The sequence below is a fragment of the Acetobacterium sp. KB-1 genome (assembly GCF_003260995.1).
GTDB classification, from domain to species: Bacteria; Bacillota; Clostridia; order Eubacteriales; family Eubacteriaceae; genus Acetobacterium; species Acetobacterium carbinolicum.
This window is the reverse complement of the sequence record NZ_CP030040.1, coordinates 1,332,389-1,358,299: the sequence shown is the minus strand read 5'-3', so window position 1 is coordinate 1,358,299 and position 25,911 is coordinate 1,332,389. Positions and strand designations below refer to the sequence as shown.

Below are 25,911 nucleotides of genomic sequence, written 5' to 3'. Positions count from 1 at the left end.
AACACGGTATGTTTCTTCTTAAAGATAAGGAGGACAACCGAATGATTACAATTGAGGAGTATTACATGATCAAATGTTTAAAGAACAAGGGAATGTCAATCATGCAGATTTCCAGAGAAATGGGTGTTGATCGAAAAACGGTCAGCAACTGGCTTAAGCACAACGAACCGCCAGCATATCGGAAACGTCAGTTTCGGCAAGGAAAGCTTGATCCGTTTAAAGATTATATCCTGGAACGAATGAATGAAGGCTGTGTCAATGCCGCTGTGATTTTTGATGAAATTGCAGCCGACGGGTACCAGGGGAAAATGACGATTCTTCGGGAATTCATGAAACCATATCGCGAAAAAGTGTTAGCCAAAGCATCAATCCGCTATGAAACGCCCCCTGGCAAACAGGCCCAGGTTGACTGGGGAGAATTCGTTGTCACGATGCCCGATGGAAAGCTCAAAAAATTGTATGCCTTCATCATGGTTTTAGGGCATTCCAGAAATTATTATCTTGAGTTTACGGAGAGTTCGAAATTTGACACATTAATCGGTTGCCATGAACGGGCATTTGCCTATTTTGGTGGTGTAACAGAGAGCATTCTGTATGACAATATGAAAACTGTTGTTGCCCACAGTCACAAAACCGGCAACGATAAATGGAATCAGCGGTTTTTGCGATTTGCCGAGCATCACCATTTTATTCCGGTTCGGCATCGGCCTTATCTGCCCCGTTCCAAGGGCAAGGTGGAACGCGGGGTCCGATATGTACGCGGCAACTTCTGGCCCAGAGTCAAAAGCTTTTCCGATCTAACTGACCTCAATGAACAGGCTCGACTCTGGCTGGATACGAAATGTAACGTCAGGCTTCATCAGACAATTCACAAAATTCCCCGTGATAGACTGAAGGAAGAACAGCTGAAACCCGTTAATACCGAACCGTTTCTTTCTGTGGATCTGGTCAGCAGGAAGGTCATGAATGATTGTATGATCAGTTATCAGTCCAATTATTTTTCCGTTCCCTTCCGCTTTGTTGGTCACCGTGTCGGTGTGCGGGATCTGAGAAATGGAACGATTGAAATCTATGATGAAACTGGTGCTTTGATTGAAGGTTACCGGAAACCGGCTCAAAAACATCAGGTTCAAAAAATGAAAAAGCACTTTGAAGGATTGAACAGTCAAAACCATAAAGCCAAAGCCCGCAAAGCACCGCTTATGATTCCAGATCAATCGCCCAAAGTGCATCAAAGACCGCTCGCAGTCTATGATTCTTTAGTCAGTGAGGTGACCATATGGTAACCCATCACCTGAAGGAAGCTTTTGATCGTCTGAATCTCACGCATATGGCCGCCGTTTATGACCACCATGCTGAAGAAGCTTCCAAGGATAGTATATCCTATTTGGAGTTTCTGGACAAGCTGCTTTGGGCAGAAATTGATGCAAAAAGAGAACGGACAACTACGACGAACTTGAAACTTGCAAAATTTCCCTATATCAAGGCCATCGATTCATTTGACTTTGATTTCCAGCCCAGTGCCAATCAGCGTAAGGTAAATGAACTGAAAACGCTCGCCTTTGTGGAACGTTCCGAAAATGTCGTGTTTTTGGGCCCGCCCGGCGTTGGCAAAACTCATCTGGCCGTAGGTCTGGCGGTTTGTGCGATCAAAAGTGGCTATACTGCTTATTTTCTCAGTGCACATGAACTGATTTCAATGATTCAGGAAAATATTGTTTCCGGGCGCATTCATCGCAAACTTAAAACACTGAATAAACCCAATATCCTGATTATTGATGAAGTTGGCTATGCGGCCATGGATGATGAAGTGGCTCATTACTTTTTTCAGATTGTTTCCAATCGCTATGAAAAAGGCTCAATCATTCTGACTTCCAACAAGTCCTACGGTAGTTGGGGTGATGTGTTCGGAAATAATGTCGTTGCAACGGCGATCCTGGATCGACTGCTGCATCATTCCACAACGATCAATATCAAAGGTGACAGCTATCGGATTAGGGAAAAGAAAAAGGCTGGCTTTTATGATGTCAGCCTATATGAAAACGAATCGAACGATGCTAATGGGTAATTTTTACCGTTTATTTTGGGAAGTTTTAAAACGGTATTGACATCGGGAAAGCGGATCACCCCAACGCCCCGGCAACGGCAAAATCGGCCATGGCTTCCATCACCCCTGCATTCATATGACCGGCGAAATAACCATCAAAGGCCTCGCTGGTTAAGTGGCAGGAATCGGGAACGCGCCGGCATCCCGGTTGACCGGCGGACACCGGGCTCCGGATGAGATGGTCAGGGGCCTGACGAAAACGTTCCGGAGATCCTGGTCAAAATCTTTCAGACTGTTCACTAGATCCAGTCCGCAGCTGCAACTGCAGGCGCATTCATGAGGGGTAAAGTCTTTAAGAAGCTCCGCTGTTTCCAACTGGCTTTCTCCGATTTGAATTTCTTCAATAAGTGAATTTAAGGCCAGAAACAGAGCATTGTTGGTGTGCTCCTTACCAGCCCGTCGGCAGCCATGTTGTTATACTGTTGGAAGGCCAGCCCCGCCGCAGCCGTGCGCTCTCAGTCCGCCCCCCTTATCTAGTAAAATGTGTTAATAAATAGTAATGGCATCCATCTGGCCGCCAAAGTTATTTTTTGCACATGTCTTTATTGGACAGCTTACACAAAGTATCGTTTTTTTAAGCATAAGTGAATATTTCACGGTAATGATACCAACGATATTCAATTGGATACCGGTAGCACACACATTGATACCGTGGACGATTCACAAATCAATACTGGCTATTCATGGAATGATACTGCTGCCTTATAATGTATATCAGGGAATAAATATCCAATATTCCTTAATACATTATAAAGGAGGACATAAATATGTCCAGAAAAATTGCCGTGAAGCTCATTATGGAATTGCGTGCTAATGGGCTTTCGCAATCATCAATCGCACGCAGCCGACACATGTCAAAAACTTCTGTTAATGAAGTTTTCCGTATTGCTGAAGAACAGCATCTTTCTTATGATGAGATCAAAGACCGGTCTTCAGACGAAGTCTATCATCTGTTCTTTCCGCATAAACATGCTGAAGAAACCGTTTATGCGCTGCCGGATTATGACTATGTTCATAATGAGTTGACCAAAGTGGGCGTCACCCTCAAAATTCTCTGGCAAGAGTATCGGGATCAATGCACTGCCACGTCACATCTCAACGTTGGTTATACGAAATTCTGTAATGGTTATCGCGATGAAGTGGCGCGTAAAAAGCTAACCAATCATCTGACCCATAAGCCGGGTGTGATCGCCGAAGTTGACTGGAGTGGCAAAACCCAAAAGCTGATTGACCAGGTGACCGGTGATGAGATAAAAGTTTATCTCTTTGTTGGCACCTTGCCTTACAGCCAGTATACCTATGTTGAACCATGTTTAGATATGAAACAAAATACCTGGCTCAATTGTCATGTGCACATGTATGAATACTTTGGTGGTTCAACGGTTCGCACGGTTTGTGATAATCTCAAGACGGGTGTTGTTACGCATCCCAGGGAAGGTGACATCATTCTCACTGAAGCTTATGAAGCTTTGGGTGATCACTATTGCACGGCTATTATGCCCGCCCCGGTGCGAAAACCAAAAGCAAAGGCTTCGGTTGAAGGCAGCGTTGGTAAACTCGCCACGGCGGTGATTGCCAAACTTCGAAATAATGTCTACTACACCCTTGCCGACTTGAGAGTCGATGTCCTGGCGGCTCTCAAAGTGTTTAATGACCGGCCTTTCCAGAAACGGCAAGGCAGTCGTACTGAAATCCACGACACCATTGAGCGCACCTGTTTGAGACCATTACCGGTGCATCCCTATGAGCCAGTTACCTGGTTTTACAACAATAAAATCTATTCGGATTGTCATATCGTTTTTGAAAAGAATCATTATTCCTGTCCTTATCAGTTTGCGGGTAAAAAAGCCGATTTACGTGTCGGTGATTCATTTATTGAGATTTATTGCCACAATGAGCGGATTGCCAGTCATCATCGTTTCCCATACTATACCATTGATGGTTGGTCGACTCATGATGAAGATTTGCCTGAAAGTTTTAAACAGGCGGAATGGAATCAGGAACGTTTTATGAAAGAAGCACAGAGCATCGGTGCTTCAACTTTGGCGGTGATTCAGCTGATTTTCGAAAATACCCGGCTCCCGGAAAGAGCTTTTAATCCGTCAAAGTCGGTACTGAAACTGGCTAAAAAATATTCGGCGGTACGGCTTGAAAATGCCTGCGAAATGGCCCTCAAAACGCTTCGTTCGCCGAGATACTGTCAATACCGTTTTAAAACTTCCCAAAATAAACGGTAAAAATTACCCATTAGCATCGTTCGATTCGTTTTCATATAGGCTGACATCATAAAAGCCAGCCTTTTTCTTTTCCCTAATCCGATAGCTGTCACCTTTGATATTGATCGTTGTGGAATGATGCAGCAGTCGATCCAGGATCGCCGTTGCAACGACATTATTTCCGAACACATCACCCCAACTACCGTAGGACTTGTTGGAAGTCAGAATGATTGAGCCTTTTTCATAGCGATTGGAAACAATCTGAAAAAAGTAATGAGCCACTTCATCATCCATGGCCGCATAGCCAACTTCATCAATAATCAGGATATTGGGTTTATTCAGTGTTTTAAGTTTGCGATGAATGCGCCCGGAAACAATATTTTCCTGAATCATTGAAATCAGTTCATGTGCACTGAGAAAATAAGCAGTATAGCCACTTTTGATCGCACAAACCGCCAGACCTACGGCCAGATGAGTTTTGCCAACGCCGGGCGGGCCCAAAAACACGACATTTTCGGAACGTTCCACAAAGGCGAGCGTTTTCAGTTCATTTACCTTACGCTGATTGGCACTGGGCTGGAAATCAAAGTCAAATGAATCGATGGCCTTGATATAGGGAAATTTTGCAAGTTTCAAGTTCGTCGTAGTTGTCCGTTCTCTTTTTGCATCAATTTCTGCCCAAAGCAGCTTGTCCAGAAACTCCAAATAGGATATACTATCCTTGGAAGCTTCTTCAGCATGGTGGTCATAAACGGCGGCCATATGCGTGAGATTCAGACGATCAAAAGCTTCCTTCAGGTGATGGGTTACCATATGGTCACCTCACTGACTAAAGAATCATAGACTGCGAGCGGTCTTTGATGCACTTTGGGCGATTGATCTGGAATCATAAGCGGTGCTTTGCGGGCTTTGGCTTTATGGTTTTGACTGTTCAATCCTTCAAAGTGCTTTTTCATTTTTTGAACCTGATGTTTTTGAGCCGGTTTCCGGTAACCTTCAATCAAAGCACCAGTTTCATCATAGATTTCAATCGTTCCATTTCTCAGATCCCGCACACCGACACGGTGACCAACAAAGCGGAAGGGAACGGAAAAATAATTGGACTGATAACTGATCATACAATCATTCATGACCTTCCTGCTGACCAGATCCACAGAAAGAAACGGTTCGGTATTAACGGGTTTCAGCTGTTCTTCCTTCAGTCTATCACGGGGAATTTTGTGAATTGTCTGATGAAGCCTGACGTTACATTTCGTATCCAGCCAGAGTCGAGCCTGTTCATTGAGGTCAGTTAGATCGGAAAAGCTTTTGACTCTGGGCCAGAAGTTGCCGCGTACATATCGGACCCCGCGTTCCACCTTGCCCTTGGAACGGGGCAGATAAGGCCGATGCCGAACCGGAATAAAATGGTGATGCTCGGCAAATCGCAAAAACCGCTGATTCCATTTATCGTTGCCGGTTTTGTGACTGTGGGCAACAACAGTTTTCATATTGTCATACAGAATGCTCTCTGTTACACCACCAAAATAGGCAAATGCCCGTTCATGGCAACCGATTAATGTGTCAAATTTCGAACTCTCCGTAAACTCAAGATAATAATTTCTGGAATGCCCTAAAACCATGATGAAGGCATACAATTTTTTGAGCTTTCCATCGGGCATCGTGACAACGAATTCTCCCCAGTCAACCTGGGCCTGTTTGCCAGGGGGCGTTTCATAGCGGATTGATGCTTTGGCTAACACTTTTTCGCGATATGGTTTCATGAATTCCCGAAGAATCGTCATTTTCCCCTGGTACCCGTCGGCTGCAATTTCATCAAAAATCACAGCGGCATTGACACAGCCTTCATTCATTCGTTCCAGGATATAATCTTTAAACGGATCAAGCTTTCCTTGCCGAAACTGACGTTTCCGATATGCTGGCGGTTCGTTGTGCTTAAGCCAGTTGCTGACCGTTTTTCGATCAACACCCATTTCTCTGGAAATCTGCATGATTGACATTCCCTTGTTCTTTAAACATTTGATCATGTAATACTCCTCAATTGTAATCATTCGGTTGTCCTCCTTATCTTTAAGAAGAAACATACCGTGTTTTTGGGGAATTTTCAACCGTTTATTATGGGTATTTTAACACCGATTTTGACAATACAAACATCTCGAACCGATATTAGCCGCTGGCGAAGATATCCTTTATGCCAAAGACCGGGATGCCGCTCATCAAGCTGAAACAGCGAGTACCACCGGTTTTATCCGTGGGGCATCTTACTACGGCGGTTACGACAATGATTAATGACGAAACCCGACGCAAACTCCGCGAAATTCAGCTTGAGGAAATGATTCAGGTGATTGACAGACAGGCCAAAGATACGATTTATGCCACCCTCTCTTTTGACGAACGCATGAAAATGATTGTTGATTATGTTTATCAGGAAAAGCACAACAAGCGTGTTGCAAGCCTTATAAAACGGGCTCGATTCAGAATTCCGAATGCCGCCATTCAGGATGTTTTCTTTGCTGAACGACATCTTGATAAAGATCTGATTCTGGAAATTGCTACCGGTACTTTTATCAGCAACAATCAGAATATCATCATTTGCGGGTTCACTGGCTCGGGAAAGTCGTATCTGGCTTGTTCCATTGGAAAAGAAGCCTGTAAACAGGGCATTCGCACCCGGTATATTCGCTTGCCCGACCTTCTGATGGAATACGGCGAAGCAAAGAACCAGCCGAATGGGCAAAGCAGGGAACTCAAAAAATATACGAACTATCCCTTATTGATCCTTGATGAATGGCTAATTACTGATCTTTCTGATGATGAACTCCATTTTCTTTTTGAACTGGTCGAACGCCGTTATGACAACGGTGCTACCATTTTCTGCACGCAGTATAAGATCGAGGAGTGGCATGCTCGTCTCGGTGGTGGTGTTCTGGCTGATTCTATTATGGATCGCATTATACATGGTGCTCACATTGTCAGCTCAGGCAGTATAAATATGCGTGATTTTGTATTAAACCTTTAATGAACCCATTTTAGGGAATGCCGGTATTACCGGTATCATTTTGTGAACCAATGGTATCATCTCAAGTACTGCCAGTATCATTAGCGTGTACTGGCGGTACTCTTAGCGTGAAATAATCAGGTAGATTTTACAGATATTCCACCAGCATACAGGAAAACAGCAGATAAAATAATTCGTTGGTATTCAGATCCTTTAACTCCACGTTTAGCATTGTAGCCATTCGATCAAGCCGGTAAATCAGCGTGTTGCGGTGTAAATACAACGCTTTGGCAGTTGTAGCCAGATTGTTTTTTGCAAGTACTTTTTGCAGAAAGTTGCAAGTTAAAAATACAGAATGTTGCATTATGGAAAATCCATAGTTTTGCAAGCTAAAATGCGAAGCGATTTTGCGAGAAATCATAGCATTGCAGGCAATTATTATTTTTTTAATTGATTGTCTGAAATTGAGCGATATAATTCATTGATACTGGATTCCCGCATTCGGTTACTGGGCCCCGGGAACATGAGCAGGTGGCAGTGGTGAAGCAGCCGATCCAGCATGGCAGCCGTCATCTGTTCATCATAAAGCACATTGACCCATCGGGAGAATTCCAGGTTGGTATTGAGAATGATGGTCCGGCGTTCATAACAATCGGATATGATTTCGAACAGGAGCTGTGCTCCCGTTCGATCCAGTGGAACATAGCCATATTCGTCCAGAATAATGACTTCCGCTTTATTCAGCCTTTTCAAAAAAACGGTCAGGGTGCCGGCGGTTTTGGCTTCGGACAGTTTATTCACCAGTGCTGCCGTCCGAAAGAATTTTACCGGGATTCCCTGCCGACAGGCGGCTACCCCGAGAGCGGTTGACAGCATGGTTTTACCGGTTCCGGTTCCGCCATACAGGATAAGATTCTTCTTTTCGTGGATAAACGCAAGGGATTTCAGGCCTTCAGGGGTCAAATCCGAAGGCAGGGTGATTTCATCAAACCGATACCCTTCGAAAGTATTAATCCCATAGAAACCGGCGCTGTTCACCAGCTTTTGGGTGCGGGTGACCTCCCGGTAATGGAGTTCTTCACTGAGTATCTGATACAGATATTCCTGGTGACTGCTGCCTTCTATAATGTCCACAAATAGTTGGACACAAAATCCAGAAAATAAGATAAACTATACACATGAGTAGAAAACGACGAACCTGGACCCCAGAGGAAAAAGCAGCCATCGTGCTGGAAATCCTCAGAGAAGAAAATACGTTAGCCGAGATCTCTAAGAAGTATGATGTATCTCAGCAATTATTAAGCCGCTGGAAAACCGAATTTATCGCCAATATGTCCGCCGTCTTCAATAAGAAAAATGAAGATGTTGACAAACTCAAACAAGAGCATGAAGATGAAAAGGAGCTGCTCGTAAAGAAAATAGGCGAATTAACATTGGATGTCGATTGGCTTAAAAAAAAACAAATCCAAATCTCTCAAATGAAGAAAAAAGAACGTTAATTGATTGGAAGCACCCTTTCTTAACCATAAAAAAACAGTGCCAACTTCTGACGCTATCGCGATCAACAGCTTATCATGAACCCATAGATGTTGCGCCATCCAAAGATGAAATCAATATCAAAAACGCCATTGATCGTATTCATTTTGAGGAGCCAGCCTATGGCGTCAGACGAATCAGGAATGAATTGCATAAACTGGGCTTTCATCAAGTAGGCAGGCGTCTTGTCAGGCGTTATATGATGGAAATGGATATTGTTTGTTTCTATCCCGGCCCCAATCTGAGTAAGCGAGCCAAAGCAGCCAAAACTTATCCCTACCTGCTGAGAAATCTTGAAATTAACCAACCGAATCAGGTGTGGTCCATTGACATTACTTATATAGGAACCCCAAATGGATTTGTGTATTTAACCGCTATTATTGACTGGTATTCCCGTTATATTGTGGGATACACCATCAGCAACACCTTGCAAACCGACATGGTCACCCGTGTTATAAAAACCGCCATTCAAACCTATGGTGCACCTGAGATCATTAACAGTGACCAGGGCAGTCAGTTTACGTCAAATGCCTATATTGACCTGATTAAAAGCTTTAAAACGACAAAAATCAGCATGGACGGTAAAGGCCGTGCTACCGACAATATTGCCATTGAACGGTTTTTTCGATCATATAAATGGGAACGCCTGTATTTGCTGTACCCGGAAACCGTCACTGAAGTGAGAGCCATGACAAAGGAATACATCGCTAAATATAACAATGAGCGAGGTCACCAGCGATTCAATTACAAAACACCGGCAGCTGTATTCTATGAAAATATGGCATTGGCTGCCTAATCAAAACGCGAAAGGAGATTTATCTAAAAATTTCTAATTTCGTGTCTTGACAAGCGTGTACATTATAATGGAGCCCGTCAAATTGGGAAAACAACTAGTATTAAATATTTTGGAGAAAAATATTTCAAAAATATGATTTATATCAATTTTGAATTAAACAGGGAATTAGCAGAGGATTTCCAGGGGAATATCTCGCCAGATTTTTTAATTCATCGATTTGAGGTTTATTTTGGAGAAAAAATTAATAAGGGGTCAACATTGATTGTCTTCGATGAAATTCAAGCCTGTGAACGTGCGCTGACAAGCTTGAAATATTTCTGTGAAGATGCTCCAGAATATTACATCATCGGTGTGGGTAGTTTGCTTGGCATCACTATAAAACGCGATAATTTTAGTTTTCCGGTTGGAAAAGTTAATCAAATTCATATGTATCCCATGGATTTTGAAGAATTCTTGTGGGCAAAAAATCAGAATATGCTGGCGGAGGAAATAAGGGCGTATTATGAAAAACGTAAGCCGATGGATGCGGCTTTACACAAAAAAGCCATGGGTCTTTATCGTGAATATTTAATTGTGGGTGGAATGCCCGAAGCAGTAAAAGAATATACCGAAAACAACGATATGCTTGAAGTAGCAGAAATCCAGGGAGCAATCATCAATACCTACGTTGCGGATATGGCCAAATATGCATCCCATGGCGACACAACGAAAATCATGGCTTGTTTTGACAGTTTGCCGGCGCAATTGGCCAAAGACAACAAAAAATTTCAATATAAAGTTGTTGCAAGAAGTGGGCGGGCGTCATTCTTTGGCCCATCCATAGACTGGCTTTTGGCCTCGGGGATTGTCATAAAATGCGATCGGGTCGAGCAGGGGCAGCATCCATTAACTATTTTCAGAGATGTTGCTTCGTTAAAACTCTATATGGGTGATGTGGGTCTGTTGTCGCACCGGGCTGGAGTCAATCAATATGATATCATCAAAGGCAACGATCATGTCTTTATTGGCGCGCTTACTGAAAATTATGTTGCTGATGTATTAATTCAGAAGGGATATCCCTTATATTACTGGACTTCAGGGACATCAGAGATTGATTTTATAATTGAGAAACAAAGCGTTGTATTTCCTATTGAGGTTAAAGCGAGAGAAAATGTAAAATCCAGAAGTTTGTCAGTTTATGTAAAAAAACATAATCAGGATTATTCGATTCGGATTTCTGGGAAAAATTTTGGATTTAAAAATGATGTTTTGTCGATCCCGTTATATGCGGTGTTTTGCTTATAGCGGTTTAAAAGTAGAACGATATGGAGCACAAGATGACGGGTATTGGTGGATTTGGGAAATTCGTTTGAAATTGCGAGAACTTTCTGAGTGACAAACTACTATGACAGAATTTTATAGAGGAAATCGTAATGGTAATGCACCTTAAAGAATTAAGATTGATGAATTCTTATACCTAAAATCAAAATGAAAGAAGGCTCATAAATGCATCAAGAGTTTGAAAAAACGGAGATTAAATTAAAAAAATTCTGTGACCATAGCTATCCAGTTGCCCGGTCTCAAGCAAGAAGAATTACAGAAAACTTATACGATTTTTGTGAAATTACCATTGATTTCGATGAAATTATTGATGTTGGCCAGGCTTTTTGTCATGAAATATTTGTCGTTTTTCAAAATAAACATCCTGATATCCAAATCAATACAGTAAATACCAACGAAATCGTCCACAATATGATCACTCGGGTTTTAAATACGGCCAAGCTTTCTGAACGATCAAAATAAATATACCTTCATCAAGTACCGTTTTTGGCAAGAGCACTATTTAGTTATGTCATAGAAGAAAATCATGAAATTATAGTTGATGGTAGAATGATTGATTTATTACAACATTACAAGATAAATAAGGTAAAAAGTTAAGTGTAAAATAATATAATTTAATTATATCTATGATATAATACATCATCAAATAAATGATTATGGATACCTGTAAATAATAGAATGTTGAAATCAAGTATTAAAAAGAAGAACAATGGAAATTAGAGAGAAAGAAGTAGAGAGTGGGTTAATTAATCAAATATCAGGTCTGTTAATATTATTCACTTTAGATTTTGTGCAAACTTTAAAGCAGATAATTTCTAAAAAGTAAAAAAGCATAAATTTTGTGCAAACTTTTTTATGCTTTTGAGGTAAGTAAAGAAGGAAAAACTACCGTTTTTTGTGCAAACTTTTTTACACGCCCACAAGAGCTTAAATTTTATAATTAAAGTTAAGTACCAGTGCAGCAAAAAAGCTGATCAGATTATTTATTAATCGGATCAGCTTTTTTAGTTCTTATTCTACCAGGTACTAAGGATATAATTTGCAAGTGCCGAAAGTGAGGCGACGATGCCGCCAATAGCGATAATCAGGTTACTGGTCGTTTTTTCCTGTCGATACTTGATAATAAAAGCCATCCCCAGGTATCCCCAGAACATTGCATTTAAATCACTGATCGGAAGGCCTTTAAATAGATTATAACCAAGTAATATGATAAACATACCGGTTAGACCCAGTAAACCATAATCCTGGGATTTATCAGCAGTTACCGTTTGAGTCGCTTCTGGATTTGGGGTTTCATTTAATAATTCATCATCTTTCATTTCATACCTCCAAATTTTTATTAGTTCTTAGGTGTTTGCAAAACTCAATAAACCCCATGGATAAGCCATTTCTTACATAGTATATTTATGCATCTCCTCACCAAATTAGCTTATATTTAACCAAAATGGGCTCGGAATGGCTTATTTACGTCAGTTTTTATAATTAGTTTCGCAATTACCTATTTATTAGTTCTAACTATATCAGATTAGAAATAGTTTGTCGAGACAAGATCATAAAAGCGCCAAGGAATAAAATTTTACTGATGAAACTAGAGGACATATTATTGCTATATATGCTCTTTTTTCGGTTCAGCGACTTGCGATGCGGTTGACGATATACGATTTGAATATAGAGGAATGGTTACGTTTCTCGGATATTAATTAGATGGCATGGTTACCGTTTAAGATCATTCGCTCGGTGAGTTTGGCAAGCTGTTGCGGCGTTTCTTTCATTTCTGTTTCCAACCAAAGAGTAATTAAGCCAATGCATCCCGAGATAAAATAGGAAAAAAAGTAATCAACTTCAAACGGTGCCTTCACGAAATGTATTCGTTTCCAGTCGCCAAAGTATCTTTGTTTAACACTGCTTTTTAAATGATCTAAAAAAACAGGTGATCGATTCTCACAAAATACCACCCGCATCATCCCTTCGTTTAATTTGATAAAAGAAAACACCTCAACGAGAAGTGGGTAGACATTACTTTCCTCAAGTAGGGAAGGGTAATGACTAAGAATATCTAGAAAATCTTCAGCCAATTTATTCTCAATTTGATCTAGCATATCAAACACATCTTTATAATGAAGATAAAATGTTCCACGGTTAATATCAACTAAATCCGACAGTTCACGGACGGTTATTTTTTGAATGCTTTTTTCCTGCAATAATTCGATGAAGCCAGTTTGCAGTTGACGTTTCGTTTTTCGAACTCGGCGATCGATTTTTTTTTTCCATGTAAGTCATTTGTCCTTTCAAAAAAGCAATTCAAGATAGATTAGAATAGAATAATGTAGTCATTATACTAAATTTGAAGTGAGTAAGCAAACTCGTAATTAGACAGATTACTAAAAGATGATGATTATAAAACATTAAAACGAGTTATGACAAATAATAGACATTTCTATGTATGATTGATCATTGATAATAATTACAACCTTGATTATGCTAGATTTAAAGTTAAACAAATTTAAAATAAAGCGTTCCATCAGGCATGGGTTTATAAATATAATCAGAATATGAAATCATTCAAATGATTTAGAATTTTTAGAAATTATTTATCTCTCACGCTATGCGCTCGCTTTTCAGTTGATCATTTATACAGAGTAGGAAGGTGACTATGACTAGAGTATTAATAGTAGATGATGCTGCGTTTATTCGGATGCAGCTTAGAAATTTGTTGGAAAGCAACGGGTTTGAAGTGGTGGCTGAAGCAGAAAACGGCAGGGTCGCACTGGAAAAAATCCAGGAGTTCAGACCAGATCTCGTTACATTGGATATTACCATGCCCGAAATGGATGGACTTGATTGCATGAAAGAGATCAAGAAAATGGACTATTTACCCATCGTGATCATGGTTTCGGCATTAGGACAGGAGAAATATGTACAAGAGTCGATCTTAAGTGGCGCAAAAGGTTTTATTGTTAAACCATACACAAGTGAAGCCGTGATAAAAAACCTCAGTAAGTATAAAGATATGGCATAAACAAGCCCCGGCAAATAAATGAATAAGACTTTAGGAGGTCAAAAATAGTATGGAAAAAAAGTTGGCTACGCCCCCAAGTGCAAAACGAGAAAGCATCTCATTTGAATCAGCGGCTGCATCGGATGAAATGGAACGAAAACGTGAGCTGGCCAGACGCCAGGCAAAGGATAAGGTAAGAGCCCGAACGCTGGCCAAACAGCAGCAATTAGCCGAGCGGATTGCTGTTGCCACCGAACAAATGGCTTCTGGGATAGAAGAAGCAAGTAGTGCGGCCGAAGAACTGGCAGCTACCATGGCCCAGATATCCAGTGGAGCAACGGAAGCGGCTTCGGCGGCGGAAGAGTCCCGGGCGGCGATTAACCAGGTTGAAAAAGCATCGGTATTATCCGATGGGCGAGCTAAAGAATCGTTCGAAAGAGCGGAAGTAGCAAAGGATCTGATTAGTAATATATCTGGTGATATCGAACTGATGATTGAAGGGATCAAAGAATCGGCTGAGACCAATAGCGAATCGGTGAAACTCATTGGTGAGTTGGAACGACAATCGAATGAAGTTGGCGAAATTGTTCAGGCGGTTGTTCGCATTGCCGATCAAACCAATCTCTTAGCACTGAACGCGGCCATTGAAGCGGCCCGCGCCGGAGAACACGGCAAAGGCTTTGCCGTCGTAGCGGATGAAGTCAGAAATCTTGCCGAAACCTCGGAAAAGTCGGCAACAAATATCAGGACGCTGGTCAATGAGATTCAAAGTAATGTTAAAGTTGTGGTGCTTGACATTGAGAATGCCGGTAAGGTGGCCAACAGTGAAGTTGAAAAAGCCGCTAAAACATCAGAAGACCTGATTAAAATTAATGACGGGGTTGTGATTGCCATGGCAGCAATTACTGAAGTATCGCAAAATGCCGTGACGGCAAACAAGGGAGCCAGGAATTTCTGGCCATTGCGGAAACCATTGCGGCAGCTTCAGAAGAGCAAAGCAGTGCCGCTGAAGAAGTTGAGAAAGCCATTCAAATGCAGACCAAAGCCTTTAATGAGTTAAATGCCGGAGCAGCGGATCTGTCTCAAATGGCCGAGGATCTTAGAAGTTCAACCGATGCACAAAAGTCATCAGAGTCCATGGCTGCAGCTTCCGAAGAACTCTCTGCTAATGTGGAGGAAGGAAATGCGACGGCAGCAGAAATCTTAAAAGCGATGGAGCAGGTATCCGCAGGTGCGCTTTTACAGGCCGAAAAGGCCGAAAGAGGGGCCTTGTTCGCAGAAAAACTATCGGTATCTTCGGCTCAAATGAGTGAAAGAGCGGGTTTCTCAGCGGAAAAAGTGACCGAACTGCAAGGCTTGAGTTATACACTGACAATCTGGTGTTTCCCCATGATCTCTATGATGAGATTCATCAGATTAAATGTGGGTCATCCTTTCTTGGACTACCACGGATAACCCAATTATGTTATGAGATCGAAACAGTTTTAATGGCATTAGAAAAAAATGAGATCAGTGTTAAAACCGAATTGATTGATAGCCTGCTTTTGTTTGTGGATTTTTTCAGAGACTACCTTGATCAACTCAACAAAATAATTAGAGATGAGTATTTTACCAATGAAGCGGGTAAATGTGTTCCAGAGATTAAACCCAATCGCCAGGAAAGTTTGTTGCGGCAGAGTTTAATACAGGCAGTTGAAAACGGGCGGATTTGTGTAGATGAAGAGAAAAATTCACCAGCACCAGTGACTGCAAAAGAAAATATGGACATTCTGCAGTCGGAGGACTTTAAGGAAGAGCTTGCCGCAGAGATCAAGGAACAGTTTCAAATTGAAAGCCTGGAGCATCTTGAAAAAATCGAGAATGAGTTATTAATGCGATTGGACAGCAACAGTGCTGATCGCGAAGCCGTTGATGAAATATTTAGAACAGTCCATAGTCTTAAGGGGGGGATTGGGATCTACCTGGCCGTTTTAAATCCTCAGGATACGACTTATGGTGCCCTTAAGGGCTTATCAGAAATCGTACATGCTTATGAGAGTCTGCTGGCGTTGATTCGCGATAAAGAATATAATTTCGAAAACAAACTCGTCGATCTCAGCTTTTTTGTGATGGATTATATTAAGACATTCATCCATTCCATTGAGGCTGAGCGTTTTGACAATCGGGAAGATCAGAAAATGCTCGATCAGATCAATAAACAGTTGCATGATTTGCAGGCCAAAAGTGGAGTAGACGAAAATGCATCAACCCCACCACGTAAGAAAGATGCTAAAACCGCAACGATAAAATCAGAACCAGTTGGGACAGCTGAGGTAAAATCACAGAATAATCAAAATTCTAATCAACCGACCCAGAATGGTGTGACCCAGAGCATTAGAGTTAACCAGGATAAACTTGATAAAATGATGAATATGATTTCGGAACTGTTGATCGCCAAAAACTCATTTATGCATATTTCGTCAAAACTGACGACGGAGTATAAACTGCCGCAAATCTCAAAAGAGGTCAAAGAAGTGGGAGCCTATGTTAATCGCATTTCGGATGAACTCCAGAATACGATCATGTCGATTAGAATGGTTGAAATAAAAACCGTTTTTCAGAAAATGCCACGGGTAATCCGGGATATTGCTCAGAGTACCGGAAAAAAAATGGAACTTATTATGGAGGGCGAGCACACCGAAATTGATAAAACCATTATCGAACAAATCAGTGATCCATTGGTGCATGTTATTCGGAATTCAGCCGATCATGGCATCGAGCTACTTGAGGAGCGGTTATTAAAAGGCAAACCTGAAAAGGGCCGGATTGTCCTGAGAGCGTATAATAAAAACAAGCTGGTTTATATCGAAATCGAAGATGACGGAAAAGGAATTGATGCGGAGTTGATAAAAAGCAAGGCTCTCGAAAAAAAACTGATTACGCAGGCTGAAGCTGATAAAATGACTAAAAATCAATTGGTCAATCTCATTTTTCTGCCGGGATTTAGTATGGCCAAAGAAATTACCGAAGTGTCGGGACGCGGTGTGGGGATGGATATTGTTAGAAGCAATATCAATAAAATCAACGGGAAAATATTCATTGAGAGTGAAGTGGATAAGGGCACAAAAATGACGATTCAGTTACCGCTGTCACTGGCAGTTTCCCGGGGCCTGATTGTTGAAGTCGGCCAGGAGACCTATATTTTCCCACTCGATAATATTGTTGAAACGGTAAAAATAAAAACCAGTAGCATCCACAATTATAATGGGAAATACTTGATCTATTTAAGAGGCACGGTGATTGGCATGGAATGGCTTTCACAGATTTTTGCAACCGGAGACAAGGATACCGAAAAAGAAGAACTAAACGCCGTCATTCTTACAAACGGTCACGAAAACTATGCCATTGTTGTGGATCGGCTTAAAAATGAACAGGAATTTGTAGTGAAGACGCTCGAAGGTCACCTGGCCGCGATTCCGGGAATAACCGGTTCGACCCTACTGGGAAACGGACAAGTTGTCTTGATTGTTAATCCCATTGATTTAATAAATGGTGTCGGAAAAGAGAATCATGGAGGATAAAAGCTTCTTAGTGTTTCATCTAATAAATGGGGATGCTGTTTTTTGCGATTTGTATACTGCGTAGGCTGCGCCTCACTTTGCATGCATAAACAGATAGAGATTCAAAGAAAGCTGAAGATCAAAGATCAGCTTGTCATCACTCAAATTGACTTGACAGAGTTCCTCTATTTTTTTAAGTCGATAAGTCAGCGTTCCCCGTTGAATAAATAAATCCTGGGATGTTTTAAGCTGCTTGCAGTTATTTTTAAGATAGGCGATCAGGGTTTTAAGCAGGGCAGCGTTCTTTTTTGTATCATACTCCTGCAATTGCTTAATGCAGGGATTTAAGTAACTTTCAACATCACCAAGCTTAATAAAGGCATACAACATGCTGTTTACGCGATGATCACTGAATAAAAAAAGATCATCAGCGAGATCAAGATAACTACCCATTTCAATCGCGATCAGGGATTGACGATAGAGCCGGGCAATTTCAGAAATCTTTTTCTCGCTGTTGCTGATACCCGCACAAAGCTGATTTTGTTTAAGAAAATACCTTAGATTTGAAGTCTCTTGAACATTAAGACTGAGTGGGGAATTGTGGTTGATCAAAATAACAATATGATCGTCGTAAATGACAGCCCAGGCATTTGAGAGCATTTTGACGATGGCTTCACTGATTTTTTTCATCTGCATTTTATTCAAAAAGAGATGACAGGACTGAATCGTCAGAATAAAAAAATTTAGTTTAGGCAGCCAGTTGACATTTCGGATTCTGGCATTGAGCTCCGCCTCATTTTTAAACCGCTCATCCAGAAGATCCGTAATAATTGATTCTAAACGATTGTCCGTGAGATAGCTCAGACTGTCCCGGGTTTTAAAATACAAGGCCAGCATATCGCCAAAATAACAAAGACAGGCAAAGTCACCCTCACTGATGGGGTGATTTTTTTGAATCAGACTGACGAGCGCAACCCGGTTCCCATTGACAACCACATTTTTTGCCGAGGCCCAGCTATCACCATGCATGGGGTGGTTATAGGCGGAGTCATGATCGTTTAATAAGGCAAGACCCCGCTTTAAAACCAATGACGATTGTCCATCCAGATCGGCGTATCCTTTTTCCACGGTCAGTTTCCAGATGGCATCGTCCATGGTGTCATCGGGGGTAAAAGCCAGTACTTTCATGGAGCTATCTAAAATCATAATGGGGTTTTTCAGAAGCTGGTGGGCGCAGGAAACCAGCTCTTGGAGGTCTTTGTTTTTCATAATCAGTGATAAGAGTTCATCTCCCCATTGAAAATAATAGCGCATGACATCGCGACAAATTTCAAATAGTTGCGAAAGAGAGGTCGCGGAATAAACTACGAGGGCACAGGGGGGCAGGGTATCGCGGTCAACCTGTTCATCGCGTGTAGCCAAGATCAGCATTTCTGGAGAACTGTGAACATAGGCTTGTTGATCATAGTCGCTCCAGTCGATGAGGACATAACTGATATCAGTGGGAAGTTTGCTTTTTTTGGAGAAACAGACATCATCGACATAGAGCTGTTTGTTATAAGCGATTCCCTTTTGACAGAGAACGCAGGTTTTCAGACCCGTATAAAGCATGGACATGGTGACTCTCATAAAAACACCTCTTTAGAATAGGTAAATAAAAATATAGTTTATATAAGTAGAATTAACGTTAATGTAGGGGTGATTATTAATCGCCCGCATACTGCACAATTGCCAGTTCAATTGGCAAAATTATTTAATCCAACGTATATAGCTTGTTACGAACGAAACTGTTTTGAATGAGACAAAATGTTAGACAGAATTCCGCAAAATTGAATCACTATAACAACATCTTAGTACAAAATGTATAAAAAATAAAGCTATTTTAGGATAAATGTAAAATGCAATCAGGAGCTACTGTTGCTATAATGAAAACGATTGTATAAAGTGTTAGAGAGTCGGTGGTTTTTAACTTGAGCTCGTTTAGTCGAAGATAAAAACCACGGCGGCTTTTTAATAAAAATTTTCAGCAAAAATAATGCTAAAACCGAAAAGGAGAAAAAAATGGGCAGACTTGAAAACAAAACAGCAGTCGTAACCGGTGCAACATCAGGGATTGGTGAAGCAGTTGCTTTGATGTATGTTAAAGAAGGTGCGAAGGTTGCTTTAGTCGGAAGAAATGAAGAAAAAGGAAGTGAACTGGTTAAAAAAATTGCCGAATTAGGCGGCGAAGGTTTTTTTGTAAAATGTGATTTGCGTCAATTTGAAGATATCGAAAAATTAAAAGCAGCAGTCGATGCCAAATTTGATCACGTTGACATTCTCTTTAATTCGGCTGGAGTGCTGGTGCACAAACCGTTTTTGGAACAAAACAAGGAAGATTTTGATTTAATTATGGAAACGAATTATCGGGCCTATGTCTGGACCATGCAAGCTTTTATTCCGGGCATGGTTGAAGCGGGTAAGGGCAGTATTATTAATGTGGCCTCGATCTCAGCCATCTGGCCGGAACTTAATTCTTATTTCTATGGTGCGATGAAATCGGCGGTGGCCAATCTTTCGCGTAATGTAGCCAAAGAGTTTGCGAGAAAAGGAATCCGGATCAACTGTATTTTACCCGGCCCGATTAATACCGGAATGACCCCTGATTTCATTAAAAACAATAAGGAAGCCCAACAGGGAATGATCGACTCCGTCTGTATGCTGGGTCGTCTGGGCGAACCGGATGATATTGCCTACCCGGCTGTTTATCTGGGATCCGATGAATCCTCCTTTGTAACCGGAACCAACATCGTCGTTGATGGTGGGGTTTGTATCAGCAACTAAGGTTAAAGGCTCAATGGAAGAGGGTAACAAAAATTTAATGAGGGTGTGAGTTAAAATGACGAATGAAAAGAGTAATCTTGCTCCAAACGGACTGGGACGGCACGTCATCCAGCATGCTAAAGAATACTCAGTCTGTGTTGGATGTAATGCCTGTGAAATTGTCTGCGGTCTGGTCCATGAGGGTGAGACCGGACAGATGTTAAGACGGTTATTTCTGGATCGTGATACCATCAATCTGGAAGATCATAAAATTCTGACCTGCCAGCAATGTACGGACCGGCCTTGTTATGAAGCCTGTCCTAAAAAAGATGAGGCCATGTGTGTTGATGCGGCAACCGGTATTGTTTATGTTAATGAAGCAGCCTGTATTGGTTGCAAAAAATGCTACAAGGCTTGTCCTTTTGAGCCCAAACGGATCAATTATGACAAGGTAACGAAAAAAGCGAAAAAATGTGATCTGTGTAGAAATCGTGAGGCCGGTCCAGCATGTATTGAGTATTGTCAGGTACAATGTCTTGGTTTGTCAGCGTCTGCCATAGGGAGGGAAAGCTAAGATGGAGAGAGAATTGTGCGGCTATGCCGGAAAGATCTTACGCGTTAATCTAACCACCGAGGAAATTACCGAACAACCGATTTGGGATTATGTACCAAAATATCTGGGCGGGCGTGGTGTCTGCAACAAGATTTTCTGGGATGAGGTGAAACCTGGCGTTAAAGCCCTAGATCCGGAAAACAAACTGATCATCATGACCGGAGCAACGACGGCCACCGGCATTCCAACCGGAGGCAGAATTGTTATTGCGGGTATTGCGCCTCAATGCTTCCCGGAACAATATGCCTGGTCGGGAATGGGCGGCTGGTTTGGCTCGGAACTCAAATATGCTGGTTATGATGGCATCGTTCTTGAAGGAGCCCTGAAAAAACCGGGCTATCTCTTTATTGATGATCAGATAGTTGAGATTCGCGATGCCAGAGAAGCTGGTATTTGGGGGCTTTATACCTATGATACCCAGATTAAACTGGAGTCCATCCACGGGAAAGAGGTTAAGAGTATTGTGATCGGCCCGGCGGGTGAAAATTTGTTGCGCATGGCGATTGTGGCTACGGCCAACGAAACCGCGGCTGGAAAAGGCGGTTTTGGTGCCGTGATGGGCTCTAAATTATTAAAAGGCATCTGTGTTAGAGGCACCGGCAGCATCAAACCGGCAGATGTGAACAAGGTGTTGGAACTGCGAAAAACCATGGGTTCGCCAGCTTTCAAGACCAATCCGATTAAGGAATCACCGAAGTTTTTTGGCCACGGCCAGGAAGCGGAGGTTGCCGGCGGACTGAGAGAATACAACACCACCTGTAGTCACGGGTGTAATCAACATTGTCCGCGCCTGATGATGGATATTAAGAGTACCACCTGGAAACAGGAGCGGATGAATCAGGTATCTAAATGTGTGGGTCCCTTTGCGATTGAGTGGAAATACGATTGTGCCTGGATGCCGGCCCAGACCTTTGTCACCGAAAAAAACAATACCCCGGCTTGTGCCATGATGTCGGGAGCAGCATCACCACCAGATTTTACCGATCCCGAAATTCCCGTCCTCTTTGACGAACATCAGGGCGATGAATACAATTTCTGGGGCCCGGACTATGACCGCGGCATGACCATTAATGAACTATGTAGCCAGTATGGGGTCAACAAGTGGGATATCATTGTCTGGCTCATGACCTGGCTGGCAATGGGTAAAAAAGAAGGGGTTTTTGATGACATTGATTTTGGTATGGAAATCGATGTGGAATCTGAAGACTTCATGAAGTACATGATGGATATGATTGTTTACCGCAAGGGGTACTATGGCAATCTGTTTGCCGAAGGCATGTCCCGGGCGATTCGGGAAATGGGCAAAGAAAAATTTGGTGATACCATTTATCACCAGCGGAAATCCAGACGACTCGACGGCAAGCAATTGGATATTCCCATCAGTTTTGAAGTGGCCTGGGGTTATTCAGCCCATTGGAATGGTCGCGGCTATGAGGGAACCGTTCCGCTCAACACCTGGCTACCGATTGCCGTGGAAATGATGACCTCAACCCGGGATGCCCAGACCAATACCCATCACAAAGATACAACCGATTATGTTCATGCCATGGAAACGGATCCCTATGGTAGTCTGGCTGGTCCTCAATCGGCGATTATGAACGAAACAAAATCAGAATTAAAGGAAGCCATTACCACCTGTGATTGGCAGTTGCCGGATATGTTCTGGATGACCGCAGAAACTGAATTATTCGAAGCCGCTACTGGTGCTGGCCTGACACAGGAAGAGATCGAAATAGCCGCCAACCGGATCAAGAATTTATTCCGGGCCATCACCATTCGCAATTATGACCGAACCCGCCAAATGGAAGTCGCTGAGATCGTTCCCTTCCATCGTTATCCTGATGCCGATGGGGTTTGCATTGATGAAGATGGATTTAACACCTTTGTGTCTAATTATTATCGTTTGCGCGGTTGGGACGAAAAAACCGGTTGGCCAACCAGAGAAACCTATGAAAAATTGGGACTAAAGGATGTGGCCGATGAATTGGCAGCAATGGGTAAATGTCCGCAATAACGAGCGAAATGACAAACGACTGAGGAGACCAAAAGAGATGGATAAGATCATTGTGTTATCATCGGAAGACAATAAAAAAAACGACTGTTACCGTCTGGCGGAGGGCCGCTGGGAAGAACAGAAGCTTTCTTTACCGGAAGAAATGCCGCTGACGCTTTTTGTTAACGGTCGTGAGCTGGTAACCATTCTTTGTTCGCCTTCGGGCCTTAACTTTCTGGTCATCGGGTATTTGTTTTCGGAAGGTCTCATTAAAGAAGTGGATGATATCGATATTTTAAGGGTTTGTGAAAACAGTCGGATTGCCGATGTCCGTTTAAAAAATGAAGTTGTTATTGATACTAAAAAGCGAATTTTGACCTCCGGCTGTGGCGGTGGAATGAGCCTGGGAATAGTGAGCTCCCAAATTCCTCTCTGCTCCCAAATAAAAATTTCGACCGAGACCATCTTTAAGTTAACGCGACAAATGATTAAAAGTGGCACTGCTTATCGTTTAACGGGTGGGGTTCATACGAGCGTATTATGTGACCAGGAACAAATTCTGGCCATCGGGGAAGATATCGGACGACATAATACCCTGGATAAGGTCATTGGCAAGAGCTTGATGGGGGATATCCACACAAAAGATAAGATCTTATTAACAACCGGAAGAATCGCTTCAGAGATTTTAAGAAAAGCGGTAAAGCTTAAAGTACCCATCGTCGTTTCGCTTAGTTCACCAACAGATGAGGCAGTTTCTTTGGCACGTAACCTTGGTGTGTCGTTGATCGGCTATGTTCGCGGCAAAAATATGACGGTTTACGCCAATGCGCAACGATTGGAAGACTGTTGCGAAACAGCGCACCTTTATACTGCCAAAGGCTAAAAAACGAAAAGTCATTTGCATAAAAGATCAAAAGACCTTGTCGATTTTGACAAGGTCTTTTGAAATTTGATCGATTTAATAGCGGCCAAGATCACTGGCTACTTGATGCGCGGCGGAGGTCGCATCATAAATATTCTTCGGGCTGAGGCAGTCACCGATCTGGTAGAATTCCGGTGCAGCGGTAGAAAGCGCCAGCGCTTCTTCCTGCAGTGGTTTTTGACCGATGGCATAAATAACGGTATCGGCGGCAATGGTGCGGACGCCATTGGCATCTTCCACGACCAGTCCCGTGTCCGTAATTTCCAGGGCCTTGGTGGAAACACAAAGCTCAATATTAGGGTGACGGGTTAGTTCGTCGCCTAACGCGACGCCATGGACCAGCGGGAAGCCGCCGGGCAATTCCATTAAACCGCCCATCCGATTAGAGGTGCCTTCAACCGGTGGTGGAGTGGCAATAGTGCCGGGTGCCATTTCCACAACCGTAATTTGATGGCCCAGGGTTGACAGGAAGATGGCCAGCTCCAGACCCACCAGTCCGCCGCCCATGACGACGGCATGCTGGCCGACTTTTTCGGGATGATAATACACGTCTTCGGCCCCAATGACTGTGGGGTAGTCGATGCCTTTAATACTCGGAATCAGCGGTCTGGCCCCCATGGCCGCAATGATCACATCGGGATGGAAGGATTCGGCCAGTTCCGGGGTGATGGCGGTGTTTAAATGGACTTCAATGGCTGCCCGGGATACCTTCAGCGCCTGGCGTTTAAGATAGGTGTCCAGGTTTGATTTAAAGGGGATTTTTTCTTCACAGAGCAGCGCCCCGCCGAGATGATCGGTTTTTTCGCAGAGAATGACGCGGTGTCCCTGTTTGGCAGCCGTTAGAGCGGCCTGCATTCCGCCGATACCGCCACCGGCAACCAGTACCGTCTTTTTGTGAGCGGGCAATGGGGTGGTCAGACTGACTTGTTCACGGCCGATTTCCGGGTTGGTGGCACAGTAGAAAACGCCGTCGATAGTGCTGTTGGAGAAGCAATAAAAACAGCGCAGACAAGGGTTGATCTCATCAGCCCGGCCCAGTCGGGCTTTAATTGGCAGATCCGGATCAGCTAGGGTTTGACGCCCCAGATTGACCACATCGACCTGACCGGAAGCAATCAGCTCTTCCATCATCTCGGGATCGGTGAGGGCACCAACCGTACCAACCGGGGTTTTTACGTGCTTTTTAATTTCAGCAGCATAAGAGGTATTGCAACCATCGGGTAGAAACATGGTCGGATGGGTTTTCATGGCGGCAGCATCGATTTCATGATGGCCAACCGATACATGGATCATCTCAACTTTGCCATCCAAAAGCTGGGCAATTTTAATACCTTCATCAAGATCGTAGCCATCGGGGAGACATTCGGTGGCACTCATTCTGAATTCGATGGGCATATCCTTGCCAACCCGTTTGCGAATGGCGTCGATAACGGCCAGCGGAAAACGCATCCGATTCTCAACCGAACCGCCCCATTTATCGGTCCGTTTATTGTCCCGAGGAGAGAGAAACTGATGAATTTGCCAGCCGTGACCACCGTGGAGGGTGATCATGTTATAACCGCATTGCCTCGCAAAGGAAGCAGCGTCACAGTATTTTTGAATCATCGCTTCAATTTGTTCATCTTGCATGGCTCGGATTTCCACTCCATCTTCACGGATACCTTCAACCGTGCCATAAATAAACCCCGGATTGACTGGCATTAAACCAAGATTGGCATTTTGACCAGCATGGCAGAGCTCAATGGCGGCAACCGCGCCATGTCGGGTGATGGCGGTACTGGTACGGGTCAGGTTAACTTTTCCAAGAATATCGTTGCCCCGCATCTGAAAGGGATGGCTGCGTCCATAATCACCGTCGACGATCATATCGCCAACACAAACCGAAGCAAAACCGCCCAGCGCTTTTCGTTCATAAAAATAGGCAGCTTCTTCGGTTAAGAAACGGTCGCTGGTTAAACCGGGATAATCCTGAGGTGAAGAAAAGATCCGGTTTTTAAAAAGGGTTTTTCCCAGCTTGATGGGTTCAAATAAATGCTTATACTTTAATTCTGGCATAATGACAATCTCCTTA

24 protein-coding genes are annotated in these 25,911 nt (G+C 42.9%); 15 read left to right on the top strand and 9 right to left on the bottom strand.

The genetic code is table 11. The annotated features are described in order from the left end of the window. Nucleotides 1-41 precede the first annotated feature (41 nt). Both istA (DOZ58_RS06245) and istB (DOZ58_RS06240) read left to right on the top strand, forming a co-directional pair. Entirely contained in the window at nt 42-1,286 is a 1,245-nt protein-coding gene (istA, locus tag DOZ58_RS06245; RefSeq protein ID WP_111887535.1) for an IS21 family transposase, read from the top strand. Continuing rightward, entirely contained in the window at nt 1,280-2,068 is a 789-nt protein-coding gene (istB, locus tag DOZ58_RS06240) for an IS21-like element helper ATPase IstB (protein WP_111887536.1), read from the top strand. Before istA (DOZ58_RS06245) ends, istB (DOZ58_RS06240) begins: the two co-directional genes overlap by 7 nt. A 55-nt stretch (nt 2,069-2,123) precedes the next feature. Here the strand turns inward: istB (DOZ58_RS06240) and DOZ58_RS18510 are convergent, their stop codons facing one another. Further along, nucleotides 2,124-2,270 (bottom strand): hypothetical protein, encoded by a 147-nt coding sequence (locus DOZ58_RS18510; RefSeq protein ID WP_162624456.1) that lies wholly within the window; start codon nt 2,268-2,270, stop codon nt 2,124-2,126. 604 nt (nt 2,271-2,874) lie between these two features. On the opposite strand from DOZ58_RS18510, the gene istA (DOZ58_RS06235) reads away from it, so the two are divergent. After that, nucleotides 2,875-4,344 (top strand): IS21 family transposase, encoded by a 1,470-nt coding sequence (gene istA / locus DOZ58_RS06235; protein ID WP_111886994.1) that lies wholly within the window; start codon nt 2,875-2,877, stop codon nt 4,342-4,344. A gap of 3 nt (nt 4,345-4,347) precedes the next feature. Here istA (DOZ58_RS06235) and istB (DOZ58_RS06230) read toward each other — a convergent pair whose 3' ends face one another. Together istB (DOZ58_RS06230) and istA (DOZ58_RS06225) are read right to left on the bottom strand one after the other, a co-directional pair. After that, nucleotides 4,348-5,136, bottom strand: coding sequence for an IS21-like element helper ATPase IstB (istB, locus tag DOZ58_RS06230; RefSeq protein ID WP_111887536.1), 789 nt, complete (start codon nt 5,134-5,136; stop codon nt 4,348-4,350). Continuing rightward, on the bottom strand, nt 5,130-6,374 hold the full coding sequence (istA, locus tag DOZ58_RS06225) for an IS21 family transposase (protein ID WP_111887535.1): 1,245 nt from the start codon (nt 6,372-6,374) through the stop codon (nt 5,130-5,132). The genes istB (DOZ58_RS06230) and istA (DOZ58_RS06225) overlap by 7 nt, the downstream gene beginning before the upstream one ends. A gap of 140 nt (nt 6,375-6,514) precedes the next feature. Between istA (DOZ58_RS06225) and DOZ58_RS06220 the strand changes: the two genes are divergently transcribed. Further along, on the top strand, nt 6,515-7,342 hold the full coding sequence (locus DOZ58_RS06220; protein ID WP_242988546.1) for an ATP-binding protein: 828 nt from the start codon (nt 6,515-6,517) through the stop codon (nt 7,340-7,342). Between the two features lie 127 nt (nt 7,343-7,469). On the opposite strand, the gene DOZ58_RS06215 is transcribed toward DOZ58_RS06220, so the two are convergent. Beyond that, nucleotides 7,470-7,685, bottom strand: coding sequence for a helix-turn-helix domain-containing protein (locus DOZ58_RS06215; RefSeq protein ID WP_162624455.1), 216 nt, complete (start codon nt 7,683-7,685; stop codon nt 7,470-7,472). Between the two features lie 74 nt (nt 7,686-7,759). Continuing rightward, entirely contained in the window at nt 7,760-8,455 is a 696-nt protein-coding gene (istB, locus tag DOZ58_RS06210) for an IS21-like element helper ATPase IstB (RefSeq protein WP_242988622.1), read from the bottom strand. A gap of 44 nt (nt 8,456-8,499) precedes the next feature. Between istB (DOZ58_RS06210) and DOZ58_RS06205 the strand changes: the two genes are divergently transcribed. The 3 genes from DOZ58_RS06205 to DOZ58_RS06195 all read left to right on the top strand — a co-directional run bounded on the left by DOZ58_RS06205 (nt 8,500) and on the right by DOZ58_RS06195 (nt 11,435). After that, nucleotides 8,500-9,653 (top strand): IS3 family transposase gene (locus DOZ58_RS06205; protein ID WP_256372196.1). Its coding sequence is split into 2 segments (ribosomal slippage): nt 8,500-8,782 and nt 8,782-9,653, totalling 1,155 coding nucleotides; the frame shifts between segments, so codons are not numbered across the junction. 36 nt (nt 9,654-9,689) lie between these two features. Further along, nucleotides 9,690-10,937 (top strand): ATP-binding protein, encoded by a 1,248-nt coding sequence (locus tag DOZ58_RS06200; protein ID WP_256372218.1) that lies wholly within the window; start codon nt 9,690-9,692, stop codon nt 10,935-10,937. Nucleotides 10,938-11,138: 201 nt separating this feature from the next. Next, nucleotides 11,139-11,435 carry an STAS-like domain-containing protein gene (locus DOZ58_RS06195; protein WP_111887531.1) on the top strand — a complete coding sequence of 99 codons (297 nt, stop codon included), beginning with the start codon at nt 11,139-11,141 and terminating at the stop codon, nt 11,433-11,435. Nucleotides 11,436-11,989: 554 nt separating this feature from the next. On the opposite strand, the gene DOZ58_RS06190 is transcribed toward DOZ58_RS06195, so the two are convergent. Both DOZ58_RS06190 and DOZ58_RS06185 read right to left on the bottom strand, forming a co-directional pair. After that, nucleotides 11,990-12,292 carry a DUF6442 family protein gene (locus DOZ58_RS06190; RefSeq protein WP_111887530.1) on the bottom strand — a complete coding sequence of 101 codons (303 nt, stop codon included), beginning with the start codon at nt 12,290-12,292 and terminating at the stop codon, nt 11,990-11,992. A gap of 381 nt (nt 12,293-12,673) precedes the next feature. Beyond that, on the bottom strand, nt 12,674-13,174 hold the full coding sequence (locus DOZ58_RS06185) for a TetR/AcrR family transcriptional regulator (protein WP_111887529.1): 501 nt from the start codon (nt 13,172-13,174) through the stop codon (nt 12,674-12,676). Between the two features lie 452 nt (nt 13,175-13,626). Here DOZ58_RS06185 and DOZ58_RS06180 point away from each other — a divergent pair, with 452 nt between their 5' ends. Genes DOZ58_RS06180 through DOZ58_RS06165 form a run of 4 tightly spaced genes read left to right on the top strand, consistent with a single transcriptional unit; the run spans nt 13,627 to nt 17,531 of the window. Then, nucleotides 13,627-13,992: a response regulator gene (locus DOZ58_RS06180; RefSeq protein WP_111887528.1), complete on the top strand. Its 366-nt coding sequence runs from the start codon at nt 13,627-13,629 to the stop codon at nt 13,990-13,992. 49 nt (nt 13,993-14,041) lie between these two features. Further along, nucleotides 14,042-15,031, top strand: coding sequence for a methyl-accepting chemotaxis protein (locus tag DOZ58_RS06175; RefSeq protein WP_111887527.1), 990 nt, complete (start codon nt 14,042-14,044; stop codon nt 15,029-15,031). Continuing rightward, the gene (locus tag DOZ58_RS06170; RefSeq protein WP_111887526.1) at nt 15,004-15,426 is read left to right on the top strand and encodes a hypothetical protein; all 423 of its coding nucleotides are present in this window, start codon (nt 15,004-15,006) and stop codon (nt 15,424-15,426) included. Before DOZ58_RS06175 ends, DOZ58_RS06170 begins: the two co-directional genes overlap by 28 nt. Then, nucleotides 15,351-17,531 carry a chemotaxis protein CheW gene (locus DOZ58_RS06165; RefSeq protein ID WP_371414196.1) on the top strand — a complete coding sequence of 727 codons (2,181 nt, stop codon included), beginning with the start codon at nt 15,351-15,353 and terminating at the stop codon, nt 17,529-17,531. Before DOZ58_RS06170 ends, DOZ58_RS06165 begins: the two co-directional genes overlap by 76 nt. 72 nt (nt 17,532-17,603) lie before the next feature. Here the strand turns inward: DOZ58_RS06165 and DOZ58_RS06160 are convergent, their stop codons facing one another. Then, entirely contained in the window at nt 17,604-19,139 is a 1,536-nt protein-coding gene (locus tag DOZ58_RS06160; RefSeq protein WP_111887524.1) for a CdaR family transcriptional regulator, read from the bottom strand. Between the two features lie 432 nt (nt 19,140-19,571). Between DOZ58_RS06160 and DOZ58_RS06155 the strand changes: the two genes are divergently transcribed. The 4 genes from DOZ58_RS06155 to fdhD are packed head-to-tail and all read left to right on the top strand — an operon-like array spanning nt 19,572 to nt 23,801. Further along, nucleotides 19,572-20,333 carry an SDR family NAD(P)-dependent oxidoreductase gene (locus tag DOZ58_RS06155; protein ID WP_111887523.1) on the top strand — a complete coding sequence of 254 codons (762 nt, stop codon included), beginning with the start codon at nt 19,572-19,574 and terminating at the stop codon, nt 20,331-20,333. A 55-nt stretch (nt 20,334-20,388) separates the two neighbouring features. Next, nucleotides 20,389-20,886: a 4Fe-4S dicluster domain-containing protein gene (locus tag DOZ58_RS06150; protein ID WP_111887522.1), complete on the top strand. Its 498-nt coding sequence runs from the start codon at nt 20,389-20,391 to the stop codon at nt 20,884-20,886. Nucleotide 20,887: 1 nt separating this feature from the next. After that, nucleotides 20,888-22,939, top strand: coding sequence for an aldehyde ferredoxin oxidoreductase N-terminal domain-containing protein (locus tag DOZ58_RS06145; protein WP_111887521.1), 2,052 nt, complete (start codon nt 20,888-20,890; stop codon nt 22,937-22,939). A 37-nt stretch (nt 22,940-22,976) separates the two neighbouring features. Further along, nucleotides 22,977-23,801, top strand: coding sequence for a formate dehydrogenase accessory sulfurtransferase FdhD (gene fdhD / locus DOZ58_RS06140; protein ID WP_162624452.1), 825 nt, complete (start codon nt 22,977-22,979; stop codon nt 23,799-23,801). A 75-nt stretch (nt 23,802-23,876) separates the two neighbouring features. Here the strand turns inward: fdhD and DOZ58_RS06135 are convergent, their stop codons facing one another. Next, nucleotides 23,877-25,895: an NAD(P)/FAD-dependent oxidoreductase gene (locus tag DOZ58_RS06135; protein WP_162624451.1), complete on the bottom strand. Its 2,019-nt coding sequence runs from the start codon at nt 25,893-25,895 to the stop codon at nt 23,877-23,879. Nucleotides 25,896-25,911 lie beyond the last annotated feature (16 nt).

What these genes read in the sequence shown, in the direction of transcription:
- istA (WP_111887535.1), top strand. Translation starts at nt 42, where the DNA reads ATGATTACAATTGAGGAGTATTACATGATCAAATGTTTAAAGAACAAG.
- istB (WP_111887536.1), top strand. Translation starts at nt 1,280, where the DNA reads ATGGTAACCCATCACCTGAAGGAAGCTTTTGATCGTCTGAATCTCACG.
- istA (WP_111886994.1), top strand. Translation starts at nt 2,875, where the DNA reads ATGTCCAGAAAAATTGCCGTGAAGCTCATTATGGAATTGCGTGCTAAT.
- istB (WP_111887536.1), bottom strand. Translation starts at nt 5,136, where the DNA reads ATGGTAACCCATCACCTGAAGGAAGCTTTTGATCGTCTGAATCTCACG.
- istA (WP_111887535.1), bottom strand. Translation starts at nt 6,374, where the DNA reads ATGATTACAATTGAGGAGTATTACATGATCAAATGTTTAAAGAACAAG.
- DOZ58_RS06220 (WP_242988546.1), top strand. Translation starts at nt 6,515, where the DNA reads ATGCCAAAGACCGGGATGCCGCTCATCAAGCTGAAACAGCGAGTACCA.
- DOZ58_RS06215 (WP_162624455.1), bottom strand. Translation starts at nt 7,685, where the DNA reads ATGCAACATTCTGTATTTTTAACTTGCAACTTTCTGCAAAAAGTACTT.
- DOZ58_RS06195 (WP_111887531.1), top strand. Translation starts at nt 11,139, where the DNA reads ATGCATCAAGAGTTTGAAAAAACGGAGATTAAATTAAAAAAATTCTGT.
- DOZ58_RS06190 (WP_111887530.1), bottom strand. Translation starts at nt 12,292, where the DNA reads ATGAAAGATGATGAATTATTAAATGAAACCCCAAATCCAGAAGCGACT.
- DOZ58_RS06180 (WP_111887528.1), top strand. Translation starts at nt 13,627, where the DNA reads ATGACTAGAGTATTAATAGTAGATGATGCTGCGTTTATTCGGATGCAG.
- DOZ58_RS06175 (WP_111887527.1), top strand. Translation starts at nt 14,042, where the DNA reads ATGGAAAAAAAGTTGGCTACGCCCCCAAGTGCAAAACGAGAAAGCATC.
- DOZ58_RS06170 (WP_111887526.1), top strand. Translation starts at nt 15,004, where the DNA reads ATGCAGACCAAAGCCTTTAATGAGTTAAATGCCGGAGCAGCGGATCTG.
- DOZ58_RS06160 (WP_111887524.1), bottom strand. Translation starts at nt 19,139, where the DNA reads ATGAGAGTCACCATGTCCATGCTTTATACGGGTCTGAAAACCTGCGTT.
- DOZ58_RS06155 (WP_111887523.1), top strand. Translation starts at nt 19,572, where the DNA reads ATGGGCAGACTTGAAAACAAAACAGCAGTCGTAACCGGTGCAACATCA.
- DOZ58_RS06150 (WP_111887522.1), top strand. Translation starts at nt 20,389, where the DNA reads ATGACGAATGAAAAGAGTAATCTTGCTCCAAACGGACTGGGACGGCAC.
- DOZ58_RS06145 (WP_111887521.1), top strand. Translation starts at nt 20,888, where the DNA reads ATGGAGAGAGAATTGTGCGGCTATGCCGGAAAGATCTTACGCGTTAAT.
- fdhD (WP_162624452.1), top strand. Translation starts at nt 22,977, where the DNA reads ATGGATAAGATCATTGTGTTATCATCGGAAGACAATAAAAAAAACGAC.
- DOZ58_RS06135 (WP_162624451.1), bottom strand. Translation starts at nt 25,895, where the DNA reads ATGCCAGAATTAAAGTATAAGCATTTATTTGAACCCATCAAGCTGGGA.